Source organism: Curtobacterium luteum (genome assembly GCF_001475545.1).
Taxonomy (GTDB): Bacteria; Actinomycetota; Actinomycetes; order Actinomycetales; family Microbacteriaceae; genus Curtobacterium; species Curtobacterium luteum_A.
On sequence record NZ_LDQC01000010.1, the window covers coordinates 1 to 18,618 of the forward strand.

General features: G+C 70.9%; 18 protein-coding genes. 5 read left to right on the forward strand and 13 right to left on the reverse strand.

What is annotated here, in order from left to right; translation table 11 throughout:
• From NS184_RS01825 to NS184_RS01835, 3 genes are all read right to left on the reverse strand, one after another.
• Positions 1–1,451 (reverse strand): amidohydrolase family protein (locus NS184_RS01825; protein WP_242862939.1); only part of this gene is annotated, 1,451 nt, incomplete at its 3' end.
• Positions 1,448–3,154 carry an adenosylhomocysteinase gene (locus NS184_RS01830; RefSeq protein ID WP_058724443.1) on the reverse strand — a complete coding sequence of 569 codons (1,707 nt, stop codon included), beginning with the start codon at positions 3,152–3,154 and terminating at the stop codon, positions 1,448–1,450. The genes NS184_RS01825 and NS184_RS01830, both read right to left, overlap by 4 nt.
• 40 nt (positions 3,155–3,194) lie before the next feature.
• Positions 3,195–4,214: a PrsW family intramembrane metalloprotease gene (locus tag NS184_RS01835; protein ID WP_083513366.1), complete on the reverse strand. Its 1,020-nt coding sequence runs from the start codon at positions 4,212–4,214 to the stop codon at positions 3,195–3,197.
• A 72-nt stretch (positions 4,215–4,286) separates the two neighbouring features.
• Between NS184_RS01835 and NS184_RS01840 the strand changes: the two genes are divergently transcribed.
• A complete protein-coding gene (locus NS184_RS01840; RefSeq protein WP_058724444.1) occupies positions 4,287–4,550 on the forward strand; it encodes a glutaredoxin family protein in 264 nt (87 codons plus the stop codon).
• A 113-nt stretch (positions 4,551–4,663) separates the two neighbouring features.
• Positions 4,664–4,942 (forward strand): GlsB/YeaQ/YmgE family stress response membrane protein, encoded by a 279-nt coding sequence (locus NS184_RS01845; protein ID WP_058724445.1) that lies wholly within the window; start codon positions 4,664–4,666, stop codon positions 4,940–4,942.
• Between the two features lie 59 nt (positions 4,943–5,001).
• Here the strand turns inward: NS184_RS01845 and NS184_RS01850 are convergent, their stop codons facing one another.
• On the reverse strand, positions 5,002–5,679 hold the full coding sequence (locus NS184_RS01850) for a TetR/AcrR family transcriptional regulator (RefSeq protein ID WP_058724446.1): 678 nt from the start codon (positions 5,677–5,679) through the stop codon (positions 5,002–5,004).
• The gene (locus NS184_RS01855) at positions 5,651–7,846 is read right to left on the reverse strand and encodes an MDR family MFS transporter (RefSeq protein WP_193750366.1); all 2,196 of its coding nucleotides are present in this window, start codon (positions 7,844–7,846) and stop codon (positions 5,651–5,653) included. The genes NS184_RS01850 and NS184_RS01855 overlap by 29 nt, the downstream gene beginning before the upstream one ends.
• A gap of 119 nt (positions 7,847–7,965) precedes the next feature.
• Between NS184_RS01855 and NS184_RS01860 the strand changes: the two genes are divergently transcribed.
• Positions 7,966–8,910, forward strand: a complete 945-nt coding sequence (locus NS184_RS01860; protein WP_058724447.1) for a phosphotransferase — start codon at positions 7,966–7,968, stop codon at positions 8,908–8,910.
• 56 nt (positions 8,911–8,966) lie between these two features.
• Positions 8,967–9,356, forward strand: coding sequence for a hypothetical protein (locus NS184_RS01865; RefSeq protein ID WP_058724448.1), 390 nt, complete (start codon positions 8,967–8,969; stop codon positions 9,354–9,356).
• Between the two features lie 33 nt (positions 9,357–9,389).
• Here the strand turns inward: NS184_RS01865 and NS184_RS01870 are convergent, their stop codons facing one another.
• The 6 genes from NS184_RS01870 to NS184_RS01895 form a co-directional block, all read right to left on the reverse strand.
• On the reverse strand, positions 9,390–10,838 hold the full coding sequence (locus tag NS184_RS01870) for an SPFH domain-containing protein (RefSeq protein ID WP_058724449.1): 1,449 nt from the start codon (positions 10,836–10,838) through the stop codon (positions 9,390–9,392).
• A 163-nt stretch (positions 10,839–11,001) separates the two neighbouring features.
• Positions 11,002–12,069 (reverse strand): ABC transporter permease, encoded by a 1,068-nt coding sequence (locus NS184_RS01875; RefSeq protein WP_083513367.1) that lies wholly within the window; start codon positions 12,067–12,069, stop codon positions 11,002–11,004.
• Positions 12,070–12,071: 2 nt separating this feature from the next.
• Positions 12,072–13,157 carry an ABC transporter permease gene (locus tag NS184_RS01880; RefSeq protein WP_083513368.1) on the reverse strand — a complete coding sequence of 362 codons (1,086 nt, stop codon included), beginning with the start codon at positions 13,155–13,157 and terminating at the stop codon, positions 12,072–12,074.
• On the reverse strand, positions 13,154–13,966 hold the full coding sequence (locus NS184_RS01885; RefSeq protein WP_058724450.1) for an ABC transporter ATP-binding protein: 813 nt from the start codon (positions 13,964–13,966) through the stop codon (positions 13,154–13,156). Before NS184_RS01885 ends, NS184_RS01880 begins: the two co-directional genes overlap by 4 nt.
• Complete coding sequence (locus NS184_RS01890) at positions 13,963–14,787, reverse strand: ABC transporter ATP-binding protein (protein ID WP_058724451.1); 825 nt, start codon at positions 14,785–14,787, stop codon at positions 13,963–13,965. The genes NS184_RS01885 and NS184_RS01890 overlap by 4 nt, the downstream gene beginning before the upstream one ends.
• A gap of 117 nt (positions 14,788–14,904) precedes the next feature.
• A complete protein-coding gene (locus tag NS184_RS01895; protein WP_058724452.1) occupies positions 14,905–16,587 on the reverse strand; it encodes an ABC transporter substrate-binding protein in 1,683 nt (560 codons plus the stop codon).
• 149 nt (positions 16,588–16,736) lie between these two features.
• Here NS184_RS01895 and NS184_RS01900 point away from each other — a divergent pair, with 149 nt between their 5' ends.
• Positions 16,737–17,381, forward strand: a complete 645-nt coding sequence (locus NS184_RS01900; RefSeq protein ID WP_058724453.1) for a TetR/AcrR family transcriptional regulator — start codon at positions 16,737–16,739, stop codon at positions 17,379–17,381.
• A gap of 134 nt (positions 17,382–17,515) precedes the next feature.
• Here the strand turns inward: NS184_RS01900 and nadE are convergent, their stop codons facing one another.
• Positions 17,516–18,352, reverse strand: coding sequence for an ammonia-dependent NAD(+) synthetase (gene nadE / locus NS184_RS01905; RefSeq protein WP_058724454.1), 837 nt, complete (start codon positions 18,350–18,352; stop codon positions 17,516–17,518).
• A gap of 26 nt (positions 18,353–18,378) precedes the next feature.
• On the reverse strand, positions 18,379–18,618 hold a 240-nt coding region (locus NS184_RS18140), incomplete at its 5' end, for a hypothetical protein (RefSeq protein WP_058724455.1).

The following is an 18,618-nucleotide window of genomic DNA, read 5'->3' on the forward strand; positions in this document are numbered from 1 at the left end:
GACGGGTGGGCGGACGACGGATGGGCGGACGACGGATGGGCGGCCGACGGATGGGCGGCCGACGGATGGGCGGCCGACAGCTGGACGGACGACGACCGGGCGGACGACGCCGCGGACGGCGGTCCGGTGTGCCCGACGACCGCGCCGTCGACCGACCGCACCACACCCCGGACCACGGTGGCGACGGCGCGACCGGCGCCGTCCTCCACGAGCTCGGCGAGCGCGTCCGGCACGGTGCGGGCGTCGACGTCGAACACCGCGAGGTCCGCTCGGGCGCCGACGGCGAGGTGCCCGACCCGGTCCGGGCCGACGGCGAGCCCCATCGCGTGCGCGCCGCCGAGGGTCGCCGCGGCGAGCAGCCGCTCGTGCAGGTCGTGCCCGCGGTAGCCCTGGGCGCGGGCGATCCGGTGCAGCGCGGTGACGTCCGCCATCAGGTCGAGGGACGGCGACGAGGACAGCGAGTCGGTGCCGATCGCGATCGGGCTGCCCTCGCGCAGGTAGTCGGCGACGGGCGGCGGGTCGAGTCCGATCACGGCGTTCGAGCGGGGACAGAGCGCGACGGCCGTGCCCCGGGCCCGGAGCAGCGCCCGGTCGGCAGCCGTCATGTACACCCCGTGTGCGACGTGGCAGTCCGGCCCGAGCACGCCGAGCCGATCGACGAACGACGTCGCGCTCGCGCCGAAGCCGAGGGCCCGCATCGCACGGAACGAGGGCACGTTCGCGAGGTGCCAGTCCGCTCCGTGCCCGACGCCGACGACACCGTCGAGTCCCGGGACCGGTTCGATCGCGGTCCGCTCGCCCTCGAAGGCCGCTTCGCCGAGGTGCAGGTGCAGGCGGAGTCCGCGTTGCCGGACGATGTCGGGGAGCTCGAGCAGCGGGCCGACGTCGAGCGAGTACGGCGCGTGCGGCGAGAGTCCGGCGCCGGGAGCGGTGGGGATCCGGGCGAGTTCGGCGAGCACCTGGTCACGACCGTGCTCCTGCCACGCGGCGTTCTCCCAGTCCATCACCTCCCAGTAGGCGATGCCGCCGAGCCCGGCGTCCCCGAGGGCGGTCGCCGCCTCGATGTCGGTGACGACGTCCGCGACACTCGTGACCCCGGCCAGGAGCGACGCGCGTGCGCCGTCGGCTGCCTCGGCCCGCCAGTCGTGCGGCTCCGCGTACTCGGTGTTGAACGCGGCCGCCCAGTCCTCGAACCCGTCGTACTGGCCGCGTCCGACACCCGCCATGCCGGTGTACTGCAAGTGTGTGTGCGCGTTGACGAGCCCGGGCAGGAGCGCACCTCGCCAGCGGCGCTCGGTCGACGGCACACCGCTCGCGGCGAGCTGGTCGACGACCCACGACCGGTCGCCGACGTGCAGGATGCGGTCGCCCTGGACGGCGACCGCACCGTCGGCGATGGGCGGCGCGGTCATCGGGACGACGACCCGAGCGGAGTGGACGACCACGCTCACGACGGGTCCCCGAAACGGTGGGTCCGGGCGTCGGGCTCGCGGTCCGCCGGGTGCTCGCCGAGTCGGCCGGGAGGCACGGGTCCGGTCCCGAACGCGGCGAGCGCCGCGCGGGCGGTTGCGTCGTCCACCACGGGGTCGATCGGCACGACCGCGCGGTCGAGCTCGTCCCCGCGTTCCAGGAGCATGCGGACGGCGCCGAGCTGCACGGCGAAGGACAGGTCCATGATCTCGACGGGGTTGCCCTCGGCGGCCGTCACGTTGATGCACCCGCCGCGGTCGAGCACGACGACGTGGTGGCCGTCCGGGAAGGTGAACCGCTCGACGTCGGGGGCCTCGGTCGTGGCGACGGCGCCGGCGGCGAGCGCGGCCTCGACGGCGACCTCCTGCTCCACGCCACCCGCGACCGAGACGACCGCACCCGCCGCCGTCGCACGCAGGACCTCCAGCGAGAGCGTGTCCCGGACCCCGGTGGCGCTGACGACGAGGTCGGCGTCCCGGACGGCGTCGGCGAGCGGGGCGACGACGTGGCCGGCGAAGGCGGCCTGCAGGGCGCGCACCGGGTCGGTCTCGGCGACCACGACGACGAAGCCGAGCGCCCGGAGGACCATCGCGACCCCCTCGCCGACCGGGCCGAACCCGGCGACGACAGCCGTGCCTCCCGGGCGGACCCGGTGCGCGTCGGGTGTGAGCCGGCGCGCGTCGGGTGCGAGCCGGTCGACCAGGTCGAGCGTCGCGAACACCGTCGACTGCCCCGTGCCGTACCGGTTGTCGAAGAAGGTCTTGGTGCGGGCGTCGTTGACGGCGACGACGGGGATGCCCAGGGTGCCGCGCTCCCCCATGGTGCGGAGCGGGCGGAGTCCGCTCGTGGTCTCCTCGGCCGCACCGAGCATCACGGGGAGCAGCTCCGGCCGCTCCTGGTGGAGCAGGCGGATGACGTGTGAGCCGTCGTCGAGGACGATGTGCGGCGCCGTGTCGAGCATCGCGAGGGCGAGTGCCTTCTGCTCGGCGAGCGACACGTCGGCGCGGGCGAACACGGGGAGCCCGGCGGCGCGGAGGACCTCGGCGACCGCGTCGTCGGTCTCGTCGGCGTGGGCGTACACGACGACCTCGGCGCCGGCGTCACGCAGGAGGAGCGCGAGCACCGCGGTCTTCGGTTCGAGCACCATGGCGACGGCGACGCGGGTGCCTCGGAGCAGTCCGCCGTCCCCGAGCTCGCGCGCCACCGCCCGCGACACCGGCATCCAGCGCCTCGCCCACCGCACGCGGGCCTCGGCGGCCGGGTCGGTCTCGGGGTCGCGGCCGGTCGACACGAGGAAGACGTCGTCGGACAGCGCCGGCACGCCGAGGACGCCTGGTCGGACGGGGACGACCGGGCCGAACGCGTCCTCGTCCACCGCGGGGAGGTGTCGGCCGGCGTCGATCACGACGAGAGCGGCGCCGCGGGGTCGGTCGGCCTCGCGTTCGACGGCGGGCGTGGTCTCGTCGGGGTCGCCGAGGCACCAGAGCTGGTCGACGGGTTCCCGGTCACCGGCGGGCCGGGCGCCGAGTCCGGTCAGGAGTGCGGTGAGGGCGGTGACGTCGGCGGGGTCGCCCCCGACGACGCGGAAGCGGCGCGCGGCGACGAGGAGGTTCGTGGCGGCGGCGAACCGGCGGACGGCTGCGGAGGCCCAGGCGGCCCGCGCGGGGTCGGGTCGCTGCGGCATGGGGCCATCGTAGGGCGCGCGGGTCGCACCGGCGTCCGGGTCAGTGCGCGTGCGGCGGCGGCGTGCGTTCCCAGTCGGGCGCGCTGGCGTCCGACGCACCGGACAGCCACGGCGGCGCAGCCACGGCATCGATCCGGCCCGGCACGGAGGCGTCCGTCCGGTCCGGGAGGGCGGCGACCAGCGCCCGGTCCTGCCGACGGTGCCGGACGAGGACGCTCACGAGGACGGCCACCCCGACCGCGGTGACGACCGCGAGTCCCGCGACGTACAGCGTCGTCGAGAGCCCCGCCACCTCGGCCGGCACGTACTGGCCGCGCGCCGCGGAGAGCGGCGTGCCGGTGAACACGAAGGCGAGGAGGGTCGCGATGGTCGAGTTGCTGTCCCACAACCCGTGCAGGAGCGACACCCCGACGTACGCGACGAGGACGCCCCAGGACCAGCGGAGTCGGACCCCTCCGCGCGCCGCACCGAAGAGGACGGCACCGAGGATAGCGGTCCAGAGCACGTGACCGACCGGCGACAGGATCGCCCGGACGACCTCGGTCTGCAGGAGCGACACGAGATCGATGCCGCGCGCGGTGATCGCGGCGTTGAACGCGTACCCGGCGGACTCGAACGCCGCGAAGCCCGCGCCGACCGTGGCGCCGAGGAGCGCACCCTGCCGCGCCGTCTTCGGCCGGACGCGCCAGGCGACGACCACGAGCAGCACGCCCTTGACGAACTCCTCGACGAACCCGACCGCGACGTACAGGAGCGCGTCCTGCCGGAGGTTCGCCTCGAGGAGCGATGCGCCGAGGACGCCGAGGATCCCGCCGACGAAGAACGCCGTGACGAGCTGCATCGTGCTGATCGTGCCCGTGACCCGCTCGATGACGAGGAGCACGACCGTGAACGGGACGAGGAAGCTGCCGAGCAGGATGATCGTCGGCACGAGGTTCGTGTTCTGTGTCACGACCGTGACGACGATCGTGACGACCCACAGCAGGAAGCCGGCCAGGAGGGTCTTCCACCACCAGCCGTGGCGGTGGTGCGGGTGCACCGCGTCGAGTGGGAGGCTCATCGCTCGATGGTGCTCCCTCGGTCCTGCTGCGTGTCGGGGAATGCACGGCGGCCGTCGAGCGTCGTACCCCGCATGGCTGAAGCGACGTTCGACAAGGTGACCATGTTCGGCGCGGACTGGTGCCGCGACTGCCGGCGCTCCAAGGCTCTGCTCGACGGACTCGGGATCGACTACGACTACGTCGACGTCGAGGCCGACCTGACCGCCGCCGACCGCGCCGAGGCGATCAGCGGCCGGAAGAACATCCCCGTCGTGGTGCTCCCGGACGGCAAGCACTTCGTGGAGCCGTCCGACGCCGAACTCCGCGGTGAGCTGGAGGCCTCCGGGCTGGTCTGACCGCCCCCGCTGCGGCTTCCTGGGAGGACGCCGAGCGGGCAGGGAGTTGTCTCTGGGGCTGGTCGTGCACGGTACCCACCGAGCACGTCTTCCCCCACACAAGGAGGCACACCGTGCTCGGTCTCATCGTCAGCCTGATCATCATCGGACTCATCGCCGGCGCGATCGCGCGCCTGGTCATCCCCGGCAAGCAGAACATCGGCATCCTGATGACCATCGTCCTCGGGATCGTCGGGTCGTTCGTCGGCGGCTTCCTCGGCTACCTGATCTTCAACCACGACGGGAACGACGGGTTCTTCCAGCCCGCCGGCATCATCGGGTCGATCATCGGCGCCATCATCGTGCTGTTCATCTACACGCGGTTCGCCGGGCGCGGAGCGCGCACCCGCTGAAGCGGGCAGCAGACGGGAGGCACGGTGCGCGTCCGACGCGCACCGTGCCTCCCGTCTGTTCACGGCCGTCGATCCGAGGCGGCGAGCTGACCCATCTCCGCCACCACGTCGTGCAACCGTGCCGCGAGCTCGGACCGCGACGACACCGCGTAGCGGTGCGTCGCCTCGATCACCGCGGCCATGACGAGGGTCACCGCGGTCCGCGCGGTGTCCTCGTCCACCCGTTCGGCAACGACGTCGGCGACCCGGGCACGGGTGTCCGACACCCACTGGAGCATCGTCGGCACCATCTCCGGGCGGGCCTGCACGAGTCGCTTCATGCGGCGGCGGTCCTCCGGCAGGGTCACCGTCCTCGCGACGAGGTCGCAGCAGTCCGCGACGAGCGATCCCGTCCCCGCGAGGAAGGCCGCACGGGCGTCCTCCGGGACCGTCGACGGCCCGAGCCCGAGTGCGGCGTCACCCTTCGACGGGAAGTAGTTGAAGAACGTGCGGCTCGAGACACCCGCCGCCGCGCAGATCTCCTCGACGGTGACGCCCGCGAGTCCGTGTTCGGTCACGAGCTCGAGCGCGGCGTCGTGGATGGCGCCCCGGGTCTGCTGCTTCTTCCGCTCTCGGAGTCCGCAGGCACTGCCGTGCGGGCCGGAGCCGATCGGGCCGGAGCCGACCGGGCCGGAGCCGTCCGCGGTGGTGCGGACGGCTCCGGTCGGGTCAGGCGTCCGAACGGTCGCGCTGGACACTGATCGACCCGGTGGTCGGTGCCGTGGGAGAGCCCATGGTGTCGGCTGCTCGGACCGCCAGGACCTCGAGGTCGTCCGGGGTGCCGGCCGTGGCGGCCCGCTCACTGTCGGGTTGCTCGCTGTCGGCCTGTTCCTGCAGCGCCGAGCTCTTCCGGAGCGGCGGCGCCTTGAAGAACCAGCTCAGGACGAAGGCGAGCAGGATCACCGCGAAGCCGACCCAGTACACGGTCACGGCCGATGCGTTGAACCCGGTCATGAACGGACGGGTGAGCGCCGGGTCCGCTCCGTTGAGGTACGACGTGTCGCTCGTCTCGGAGCTGCTGCTCGACCCGCTCGAGGACGACTGATCCTCGATGGTGCGCGACAGCTCCGGGGTGAGCTCGTCGACCCAGTACGAGCGCTGGGAAGCGTTCGACCAGTCCACGGTCACGGTGCCGTCCTGGACGGTGGCGTGCGCCTTGTCCGCGACGGCGGCGAGGGCCTGCTGCTCGGCGGCGGGCGTGGCTGCGGCGACCTGCTGGTCGATGACCTGCTGCGCTGCCGCTGCGGGCACGGCGCCGGCCGCGACCTGCTGCTGGACCGCGGCGGTCACCTGCTCGGTCACCGCAGTGTCGGCTGCGCGCTTCGCCTGGGTCGATGCGGAGTCCAGCTGCTGCTGCACGTTCTCCTGGACCGGTCCGACGATCGGGTTCCAGATCTGGTCCATCACGCCCTGGTTCGCCTTCGCCGAGGCGACCGTCGGGTTCAGGGCCGCGTCGAGCGCCGAGGACAGGTTCGACCGGTCCGCCGTGGCGTGCAGGATGTTCGTCGGCATGATCGAGAACAGCACGGAGAGCAGCACGGCCGTGCCGAGCGTGCCACCGATCTGGCGGAAGAACGTCGCCGACGAGGTCGCGACACCCATGTCCCGCGGCTGCACGGAGTTCTGCGACGCGAGGGTGATGCTCTGCATGAGTTGGCCGAGGCCGAGGCCGATGAGGAACATGCCGATCATGAGGAACCAGAGCGGCTTGTCGATCGTCATGAACGTGAGGACGACGTACCCGACGGACACGAGCGCGGTGCCGATGACCGGGAAGATCCGGTAGCGGCCGGTCTTCGCGACGATCTGACCGGATGCGATCGAGGCGATCATGAGCCCGCCGATCATCGGGAGCGTGGCGAATCCTGACTCGGTCGGGGTGAGACCGGTCACGATCTGCAGGTACAGCGGGATGGTCAGCATCGCGCCGAACATCGCGAACCCGACGAGGAAGCCGAGCCCGGTCGCCATCGAGAAGACCCCGGAGCGGAAGAGCTTCAGCGGGATGATCGCGTCGTCCCGCATGAGCGACTCGATCACGAGGAACGCCACGAGCCCGAGCGCACCGATCACGTAGCAGGCGATGGCGGCCGCGGAGCCCCAGCCCCACGTGCGGCCCTGCTCGGCGACGAGCAGCAACGGGACGAGCGTGACGATGACCGAGGTGGCGCCCCACCAGTCGATGCGCGGCTTCGCCTTGGCGTCGCCGAACTTCGGGAGGTGCAGGAACGCGATGACCATGATGAGCGCACCGACGCCGATCGGGACGTTCACGAGGAAGACCCAGCGCCAGCCGGTGATCCAGAGGATCTCGTTCGCGCCGGAGAACAGACCGCCGATGAGCGGGCCGATCACGGAGGAGATGCCGAACACGGCGAGGAAGTACCCCTGGTACTTGGCGCGTTCCCGCGGGGCGAGGATGTCGCCCATGATCGCGAGCGGCAGTGACATGAGCGCACCGGCGCCGATGCCTTGGAAGGCGCGGAACGCCGCGAGCATGATCATCGACGTGGAGAGCGTCGAGAGCAGCGAGCCGAGGATGAACACCGCGATGCCGAAGATGTAGAGCGGCCGGCGGCCGAACACGTCGGAGAGCTTGCCGTAGATCGGCGTCGTGATCGTCGACGCGATGAGGTACGCGGTCGTGACCCAGGCCTGCTGGTCGAGGCCGTGCAGGTCGTCACCGATCGTGCGGATCGCCGTGCCGACGATCGTCTGGTCGAGCGACGACAGGAACATACCGGCCATGAGGCCGTAGATGACGAGGAGGATCTGCCGGTGCGACATGATCGGCTTCGCCGGCGTGGCCGCCGGAGCCGACGGTCGCCCGCGCTGCACCTCGACCGGTGCGGTGGCAGTGGACATCTGGTTCCCTACTCTCAAACTTGCAGACCGCGCAACTTTACATCAGCAGCACGCTTGCTTGCAATGCATGTTTGCAATCGTGCATGTTCGGTGAACGGCTTCTCAGGTAGCGTGGCGGGATGGGGCGGACGAGCTGGACCGAGGTACCGACGGCACTGCGGGCACGGATCGAGTCGGCACTCGGTGGTCCGGTCGTCCAGGCGCGGTCGCAGTCATCGGGATGGTCGCCCGGCAGCGCCGACCGGGTGATCACGGCGGACGGTCGCCGCGCGTTCGTGAAGACCGTCGCCCGGTCCCGCAACGGCGACAGCGCCGACATGCACCGGCGCGAGGCACGGGTGATGGCGGCGATCCCGCCCGAGGTGCAGGCACCGCGACTGATCGCCGCGTTCGACGAGGCGCACGACGGCGACGAGTGGGTCGCGCTGGTGCTCGACGACGTCGACGGCCGGCATCCGGGTGGCGACGGACGCGGACACGACACCGCCGCGGTCCTCGACGCGCTCGACACCCTGCCGCGTGCGACCGGCACGCTCGCCACGCTCCCCCGGATGGCCGACGAGCTCCGCGGCGAGTTCGCCGCGTGGGAGCGCATGCTCGCCGCCGGGCTGGCCGGGGAGGTCCCGGACGACGTCAGGGCAGCAGCGGGCCGGTTCGCTGCAGCGGCGCGCGGGGCGCACCTCCTCGTCGACGGCGACCACCTCGTGCACGCCGACTGCCGGGCCGACAACCTCATGGTGGACGCCGACGGCCTGGTCTGGGTCGTCGACTGGCCCTGGGCGTCCGTCGGGGCGCACTGGCTCGACCCGCTCACGTACCTCCTCGACACCCTGGTCCGTGGTGAGCACGACGACGTCGATCGGCACCTCGCCACGCACCCCGTCTTCGCCGGACTCGACGGGTCGACCGTCGACGCCGTGCTCTCGGCGCTTGCGGGACTGTTCCTCGAGAAGGCCGCGCAGCCGGCGCCGCCGGCGATGCCGACGATCCGCGAGTTCCAGCGGAGCGAGGGCATCGCCGCCGCGCGGTGGGTGCTCCGCCGCTGGGCCGCGACCCCGCGCTGACGCGAGGGGGACGGGGCGTCCAGACTCGGCCGACCACGGCGCGTACCCTCCACGCCATGACCGAAGAGCACGCACACCACCGTCCGGAGGACGACGCCGCGCGCCTCGGGCTCGTCGTCGTCGGTGAAGCCGCCGCCCTGCACTCGGGGGACGACGCGTCACTCGACGCCAGCGAGCAGAACATCCGCGAGACCGTCGACGACCTCGTCGACGAGCCCCTCACCGACCGGCAGGAGGAGGTCGTCGAGCGGCTCGCTGCGGCGGGCGGCACCCTGACCGCGGGACTGAGCGGCGCGCTCGCTGCAACGACCGACCGCAGCGTCGACGACGTCCTCGGTGGTGCCGCGCGGAGCGTCGTGTGGCAGCAGCGGTTGTCGCAGGAGCGTGAGGACGCCGGCCGGCAGCAGCCCGAGCACCAGGACGACGACGGGCGCGGCGAGGGCTGACCCCCACCGCGCCCGCTCGCCGGACGGCCGCGGCTAGTCGGCGTCCACCGACTCCTGCTCGCGGGCGACGGCGCGTGCGGCGGCCTGACCGGTCGTCGTGCTCTTCACGATGTCGCTCAGCGTGAAGCCGGCCGTCGTCCCGAGGAGGGCGTCGACCTCGCTGAACTGGCTCACCACGCTCTTCGAGAGCGACCCGGCACCGTCCGACGACACGACCGTCAGCTTGTCGATGTTGCCCATGGGTGCGGCGAGCTCGCGTGCGATGCTCGGGAGCGTCTCGATCGCCTTGACGCGGAGCACGGCCTCGGAGTGCTGTGCGAGCGCATCGGCCTGCGCCTTGGTGGCGTCGGCCTCGGCCTGACCCTTGGCGCGGATCGCGTCGGCCGCTGCCTCTCCCTCGGCGCGCGAGGCGTCGGCGGCGAGCTTGCGGGCCTCGGCCTCGGCCTGGGCCTCCGCGGCGACGGCCTCGGCGGAGATGCGTCGGGCCTCGGCCTGCGCGCGGGCCGTCTCGACCTGGGCGCCGGCAGCGGCTTCGGCCTCGAGCCGGGTCTTGCGGGCATTCGCCTCGGCCACGGCGGTCACCTCGGACTCGAGCTCGGCGCGGCGGAGTTCGGCTCGCTTCTGCGCCGTCAGCTGCTCCTGCTCCACGACGCCCTGGGCGGCGCGGGCGTGGGCCAGCGGTCCGGCCGCAGCGGCCTCGGCCGAGGCCCGGTCGGAGTCGAGCTGGAGCGCGGCTCGGCGGATCGCGAGCGCGTTCTCGGCCTCGGCGATGGCCTGGTCCGCGCGGGCACGGGCCTCACGGGCTTCGCGGTCGGCCTGCGCTTCGGCGTTCTCGGCCTCGAGCCGGACACGAGCGCGCTCCGCACGGCCGAGGTCGCTGATGTACTCGTTGCGGTCCGAGATGCCCTTGATCTCGAACGAGTCGACGTCGAGCCCCTGGCTGTGCAGGGCGTCCTTCGCGACGTCGAGGACCGCCACCGTGAGCTGGTCGCGGTTGCGGATGATCGTCGACACGTCGGTCGCGCCGATCGAGGCGCGGAGCGAACCCGACAGGACCTCGCGCGCGAAGTCGTCGATCTTCTTCTCCTGGCCGAGGAAGCGCTGCGCCGCCGCCCGGATGGAGGCGTCCGCCTCGCCCACCTTGACGAGCGCCACCGCCTCGACGTCGATCGTGACGCCGCGGGAGTCCTGCGCGTTGACGTTGATGTCGATCGCCCGCGAACTCAGCGACAGCTTCGCGACCCGTTCGAAGAACGGGCGGACGAGCACGCCGGCCCCGAGCACGACCTTGATGCCGGACTCGACGGTCTCGGTGCCGTCGGCGTTCTTCACCTTGCGAGACCGCTTGCCGGTGATGATGAGCGCCTCGTCCGCACCGGCGTTGCGGTAGACGAGCTTGGCGTAGACGAGCACGATCACCGCGAGGACGACCACGCCCACGATGACCAGCGGGACGGCGCCGAGTGCGAACAGGACTTCCATGTCTCCCCCTCACGGAAGCCGCCGCTCGGCGGGTGCCGAACCGGGATTCCGCATGTGTTGTTCTGTGCGTTCCACCCTACCGGGCCGTACCGACGGCGGGAGGCGCGGTGCAGGGCGGACCTGCACCGCGCCTCCCGGCCGGCGTCGTGTCAGCGCACCGACGTCACGAACCGCCCGGGCCGTCCCCCGTGCTCGACCCGGTGCGCACCTGCGTGACCGCTTCCGTCGGGTTCATCCCCCGCTTCTTCATCGCGCGTGCACGCTCGCCGGCCGAGCGGAGCCGCGGGTTCACGTACTCGTCGATGCCGAAGTTGATGAGCGACAGTGCGACGCCGAGCAGCGCGATGCAGAGACCCGCCGGGACGTACCACCACCAGTAGTCCGGGAACGCGTTGTTCTGCTGCGCCCAGAACAGGATCGTGCCCCAGTTGAGGTTCGACACCGGGATGACCCCGATGAACGCGAGGGTGGTCAGCCCGAGGACGGCCGCGGTCATCGTGCCGACGAAGCTGGACGCGATGATCGCCATGAGGTTCGGCAGCATCTCGACGAGGATGATGCGGTGCAGCGGCTCGCCGTTCGCCCGTGCAGCCTGGATGAAGTCACGGTTGCGGAGCGACATCGTCTGCGCACGGAGCACCCGGGCACCCCACGCCCACCCGGTGAACCCGAGCACCGCGGCCACCACCCAGAGCGGCGGGTCCTGGAACTGCGACGCGACGATGATCATCAGCGGCAGGCCGGGGATGACGAGGAACACGTTGGACAGCGCCGACAGCGACTCGCTCTTCCACCCGCGGAGGTACCCCGCGGTGACGCCGACCGCGATCGCCACGACCGTCGCCATGATCGTCGCGAGGAACCCGACGACGAGCACGCCGCGGGTGCCGTAGACGAGCTGGCTGAAGACGTCCTGGCCGATGTGCGTCGTCCCGAGCAGGTGCTGGAACGACGGGGGCTGGAGCGTCGCGTCGAGGTTCTGGGCGTTCGGGTCGGCCGGCGCGATGAGCGGGGCGAACACCGCGACGATCGCGAACACCCCGAGGATGACGAGGCCAGTGGCCGACTTCGGGTTGCTGAACATCGCCATGGAGGCACGGAGCTGCGACCAGAAGGTGCGGTCGGCTCCGCGTGCGGCGCGTCCGGACGGCTCGTCGGTGACCACCGCTGCGGTCTCCGGTGCCCCGGCTCCGACCGGGTTGATCAGGATCGGCGTCTTCTCGGTGGTCATGGTCAGGACTCCGTCTGGCGGGTGCGGGGATCGAGGACGGCGTACGCGACGTCGGCGATGACGTTCGCGACGAGGACGGCGAGCACCAGCACGAGGAAGATCCCCTGCATGAGTGCGTAGTCCTTGGCGTTCGTGGCGTTCAGCAGCAGCAGTCCGATGCCCGGGTAGGAGAACACCATCTCCATGACGAGTGTGCCGCCGACGATGAAGCCGATCGCGAGCGCGAAGCTCTGGATCTGCGGGAGCACGGCGTTCCGCGCGGCGTACTTCCAGAGGACGCGACGGTTCGGCATGCCCTTCGCCTGAGCGACGGTGATGTAGTCCTCGTCGAGGACGGTCAGCATCATGTTGCGCATCCCGAGGACCCAGCCGCCGAGGGAGACGATGACGATCGTGACGACGGGCAGGACCGCGTGCGACACCACCTCGCTGGTGAACGCGCCGTTCCAGCCGGGCTCCACGCCGATCTCGTAGGCGTGCCCGGCGGGGAACCACCCGAGCGCGGTGGAGAACACCGCGATGAAGATCAGCCCGAGCCAGAAGTACGGCACGGTCCCGAGGAACGTCGTCACCGGGACGAGCGCATCGAGTCGCGACCCGCGACGCCAACCGATGACCGCGCCGACGGCGGTGCCGGTGAGGAACGAGATGATCGTCGCGACGCCGACCAGGCCGAGGGTCCACGGCAGCGCGGATGCGATGGCCTCGCCGACGGGAGCGAGCCCGGTCGAGATCGAGATGCCGAGGTTGCCGTGCAGGAGCATGTCCCAGTAGTTCACGTACTGCTGCCAGAGCGGCACGGTCTTGTCGAGGCCGAACAGCGCACGGAGCGCCTTCTCGGCATCCGGGGTGATCTGGCCCTGGCTCCTGGCCATGAACGCCTGCACCGCGTCGCCCTTGAGCATGCGCGGCAGGAAGAAGTTCAGCGTGATCGCCGCCCACAGCGTGAAGAGGTAGAAGAGCACGCGGCCGCCGATGAACCGCCACGGGACGCGACGGCCCTGCCCGTCGGCCGCCGCCGCGGTGGTGCCGACGAGCGTCGGGTCGACGGGGGCCGAACCGGTCGGTTCGTGGATCGTGGCGCTCATCGCGCACCTCCTGCCTGCTGCTCCGCGAGCCTGCGGAAGTGGAGTTCGGGGTCCGGGGAAGCGGCGCGCAACTCGCGCGTGTAGGGGTCCTGCGGGTTCAGGATCACGTCGTCGGCGGGGCCCTGCTCGACGACCCGGCCCTGGTTGAGCACCATGATCTCGTCGCTGAAGTGCCGCGCGGTCGCCAGGTCGTGCGTGATGTAGAGCACACCGAGGCCCTCCTCGCGCTGCAGCTCCGCGAGCAGGCCGAGCACGCCGAGCCGGATGGACACGTCGAGCATCGACACGGGTTCGTCGGCGACGAGGAGCGACGGCCGGGACGCCAGCGCCCGAGCGATCGCGACGCGTTGCCGCTGGCCGCCGGAGAGCTCGTGCGGACGACGGTCGATCACGGCGTCCGCGTCGAGCCGGACCCGCTCGAGGAGCCGCCGGACCTCGGCGTCGACCTCGCGCGACGGGACGACGTGGTCGAGGCGGAGCGGGCGCTCCACGTGGTGTCGGATCGAGTGGTACGGGTTCAGCGAGGCGAACGGGTCCTGGAACACCATCCGCAGCTGCTGCCGGTACTTCCGGAGGCCCTTCCCGAACGTCGGGACGGGCTGACCGTCGAGGAGCACGGTGCCGCTCGTCGGCCGTTCGAGCTGGGTCAGGATCTTGGCGATCGTGGACTTGCCGCTGCCGGACTGCCCGACGAGGCCGAGCGTCTGCCCGGACGACAGCGTGAAGCTGACCGCGTCGAGCGCCCGGAGCTGGCCGGACCCGCGGACGGTGTAGGTCTTCGTGACGGAGCGGAACTCGAGGGTCGTCATCGCGCGACCACCCCTTTCTCACCGGTGAGGCGCGGGAACGACGCGAGGAGTCGCTGGGTGTAGGGGTGCTGCGGGTCGTTCCAGATGCGTTCGGCGGTCGCCAGCTCGACGATCTCGCCCTCGCGCATGATCGCGATGCGGTCGCTGATCTCGAGCAGCAGCGGCAGGTCGTGGGTGATGAAGACGACCGAGAAGCCGAACTCGTGCCGCAGCTGGGAGATCTGCTTGAGGATCTCGCGCTGCACGAGCACGTCGAGCGCGGTCGTCGGTTCGTCCATGACCATGAGCTGCGGTCGGAGTGCGAGGGCCATCGCGATCATCACGCGCTGGCGCATGCCGCCGGACAGCTCGTGCGGGTAGGAGCGCCGTCGGGCTCCCCCGACCTTGACGATCTCGAGCAGCTCGACCACGGCGCGCCGACGCTCGGCCCGGCTGAGGTCCGGTCGGTGCACCTCGAAGACGTCCTCGAGCTGCGAGCCGATCGTCGCGACCGGGTTCAGGGCGTTCATCGCGCCCTGGAACACCATCGAGACCTTGTCCCAGCGGAACCGACGCATCGCTTCCGCATCGAGGGCGTTGAGGTCGACGTCGGTGCCGTCCGCGTCGTGGAACGTGACGGAGCCGCTCGTGATGACGGCCGGGGGTCGGAGGAGTCGCTGGACGCCGTACGCCAGCGTGGTCTTGCCGCAGCCGCTCTCGCCGGCGAGCCCGACGATCTCGCCGCGGCCGATCTCGAGGTCGACGTTCTTGACGGCCCGGACGGGTGGGTCCACGTCGTACACGACGGAGAAGTCGCGCACGGACAGGAGTGTTCCTGACATGTGCTTGTCGCTTTCGTGTTCGCCGGAGGTGGAGGCGAGCGCCCGCCGTGGCGGCGCCGCGCTCACCGGAGGCGGGACGGCGCCGCTGCCTCGGCGCCGCCCCGGGTTCCGGATGGACTACTGCTTGACCGGCTTCAGGTTCATGAGCACCTGCACGGCCTGCGGCGTCGTCGGGTCGGCCGTCGCGTACGGGTCGTCCTCGCTCGGCCAGCCCGTGAACTCGCGGGTGTTGTACTCACCGAGCTGCGGGTGCGTCCCGATCGGGATGGCCGGCACCTCGTCGACGAAGATCGTCTGGATCTGGTCGAGCAGCTTCGTGCGCGTCGCGTCGTCGCTGGCGTTCGCGTACTCCTTGAGGAGCTTCGTCGCCTCCGGGTTGTCGTAGCGCCCGAAGTTGTCGGCGACCTGGCCGTTGTTCTCCTGCTCCAGGTACGAGCCGTTCATCGTGTCGTCGTAGATGTGCCACGGGTTCGACCCGGACCCGGTCCAGTGCAGCGCGGCGTCGAAGTTGCCGGTCGCGATGTTCGAGGTCCACGTGTCGGCGTCCGGGGTCGAGACCTTGACGTCGGCGCCGAGGGTCTTCTTCACCTGGGTCGCGATGAGCTGGATGCCGGTGACGTAGTCGTTCCAGCCCTGCGGGTTCTGCAGCGTGAAGGACACCGCCTTGCCGGACGGGTCCATCAGCGCGCCGCTCTTCCAGGTGTAGCCCGCGTCGGTCAGCACCTTCTTGGCGCCGTCGACGTCGATCGAGAACTCCTTGTCCTTGTACTGGTCGGCGATGTACTGGTCACCGGTCGGCTGCGGGATGCCCGTGACGTTCTTGAGCTCGGGGCCGGCGTTGCTGCGGGCCTTCTCGGCGTGTGCCTTGCGGTCGACGACCATGTTGACGGCCTTGCGGAAGGCCACGTTGTCGAACGGCGCCTTCGTGGTGTTGACGGTGATCATGTCCGGGCTGAGGATGTTCGCGCCCCAGAAGACGTTGTGCTTCGGGTCCTTGTCGACGTAGTTCTTCTGGAAGTCCGTGATGAAGATCTGCGCCCAGTCGGTCTCCCCGTTCTGCAGGCCACGGAGCAGGCCGGTGTTGTCGTTGTACTCGAGGTACTTGAGCTGCGCGACCGGGACCTTGCCGCCCCAGTAGTCGGAGCGTGCCTTGAGCACGACACCCTGCGACGAGAACGTCGAGATCGTGTACGGGCCGGTGCCGACGGCGTCCTTCACGGCGTCCTTCGTCGGGTCCTTGATGTCCTTCCACACGTGCTCGGGAACGATGCTCACCTGGAGGACGTCACCCTGCTTGACGAACTTCGACTCGCTGAACTTCAGGACGACGTTCCCACCGTCCTTCGCGACGCTCGTGAGCTTCATGCCGGCGAGGTCGAGCGCGGGGTTGTCCTTGATGAGGTTGTACGTGTAGACGACGTCGTCGGCGGTGAAGGGCTTGCCGTCACTCCACTTCACGCCGGACCTCGGGGTGACCGTGAGCTCCGTGTAGGTCTTGTTCCACTCGACCTTCGAGGCGAGCCAAGGCGTGGTCTCGTTCTTCCCGACCGGGTTCACCATGGCGAGCGGTTCGAAGATCATCCGGTCGTACCCGAGGGACATGCCCGAGCCGGTGCTGATGAAGGGGTTGTTGATCTGCGTGGCGAGGACGGCTGAGCCGTCCGGCTTCGCGATCGTCAACGACGAGCCGGCCGAGCCACCGGACCCGCCGCCCTGTCCGTTGCTCGCACAGCCGGTGAGCGCCAGGGCGCCGAGCGCCACGACGGCCGTGGCCGTGATCAGGTGTTTGGTCAGCTTCATTGCTTCTTCCTCCGGGAACGACGTTGTTTCCGTGGCCTGGCCTCCAGGCGACTGCGGCCGAACCTAACCTGCTTACTGACCAGAAAGCAAGTAACGATTCGCGACGGTGTTACGCTCCCGTCCCAGGCACCGAGCGAGAGAGTGGCGCCATGACGACAGCTGCGAACAGCACCGGCGTGCGCCCCGGGACCGAGCAGAAGCGGCGCGACATCCTGCGCGCGGCAGCGGAGACGTTCGGGGCGAAGGGGTCGACGAACGGCACGCTCGCGGACATCGCCGAGCAGGTGGGCATGACCCACGCCGGCGTCCTGCACCACTTCGGCTCGAAGCAGAACCTGCTGCTCGAGGTGCTCCGGTTCCGCGACCGGGACGACGTCGCGCACCTCGACGACCAGCAGATGCCGACCGGCCCGGAGCTGTTCGCGCACCTCGTCGGGACAGCGCTGCGGAACCGCGAGCGCCCGGGGATCGTGCAGGTCTTCACGGTCCTGTCGGCGGAGTCGGTGACGGACGGCCACCCGGCGCGCGAGTACTTCGAGCACCGGTACCGCACGCTGCGGGCCGACGTCGAGGGCGCATTCCGCGCACTCTGCACGGACGAGGGCGTGGAGGACCCGGTGGCGGTGGACCACGCCGCGGCGGCGATCCTCGCCGTCATGGACGGCCTGCAGCTGCAGTGGCTCCTGGAACCGGAGGCGGTGGACCTCGCGGCGGCGAGCGAGTTCGCCATCCAGGCGATCGTCAACGAGGTGCTGCGGCCCGGCCCGACGGTCGCCTCCCACACGGCGCCCTGACGGGCTGACACCTGACGGACGGGAGGCACGGTGCGAGCCCGCACCGACCTCCCTCGCAGGCTCGGTCGGCGCGCCCCGCGCAACGCTTCGCATTGCCGCTGAGCGGGGCGCGCCCGTCCGTCAGGTCGTCGCTGCTAGCGCGCGTCGACGGTCGCGCGCCACCAGTCGTCGAACGGCGTCGCCGGGACGGCGCGCTTGTGCGCTGTCGCGGCGTACCGCGACTCGATCGCCTCGGCGACCTCGTCCGGGACGTCGTGCCCCTGCAGGTACGCGTCGATCTCGGCGTAGGTGAGCCCGAGGTTCGCCTCGTCGGTCTGCCCCGGGAGGTCGTCGAGCAGGTCCGCGGTCGGTGCCTTCTCGTAGAGTCGGGCCGGCGCTCCGAGGAACTCGAGGAGCTGACGCCCCTGGCTCTTCGTCAGACCGGTCAGCGGGGTGAGGTCGACGCCGCCGTCGCCGTACTTCGTGAAGAACCCGGTCACGGCCTCGGCCGCGTGGTCGGTCCCGACGACGAGCAGGCCGCGCTGTCCGGCGACGGCGTACTGGGCGACCATGCGCATCCGGGCCTTCACGTTGCCCTTCACGAAGTCGCTCAGCTCGACACCGGAGGCAAGTGTGTCCTGGACGACCCCGTCGACGCCGTGCTCGATGTTCACCGTGATCCCGGGATCGGCATCGATGAACTGCAGGGCGAGCTGGGCGTCCTCTTCGTCGGCCTGCACGCGGTACGGCATGCGCACCGTGGTGAAGGACGCGTCGTGGCCGTCGGACCGGAGGGACTCGACGGCGAGCTGCGTGAGCTTGCCGGCGAGGGTGGAGTCCTGTCCGCCACTGATCGCGAGGAGGTAGCCCTTCGCACCGGTGGTCAGCAGGTAGTCGCGCAGGAACCCGACCCGACGGTCGATCTCCTGCTGCGGGTCGATGGTCGGCTGGACGTCGAGGTCCGCCGCGATCTGGGCTTGGAGTTCACGCACGCAGCCAGTATCCCCCCGTGGACGCCTCAGCGGACAGGTGTCGCTCGGTCCGGGTGGATGGTGTTGTCGTGGTCGGCGCCGATCGCGCACGTGCAGACGACCGAGAGGGTCTCGGACGGCGCGTGGGTCAGCCGGAAGCGCTCGACGTGGGGCGGCCCGACGTGTCGGTCGAGCGGGTGGGTGTCGTGGTCGTGCACGGTGCTCCTCATCGGTGGGACGGCGTCGCGCGAGACGGAGACGCGCGGGGCCGTCCCACCGATGAGGAG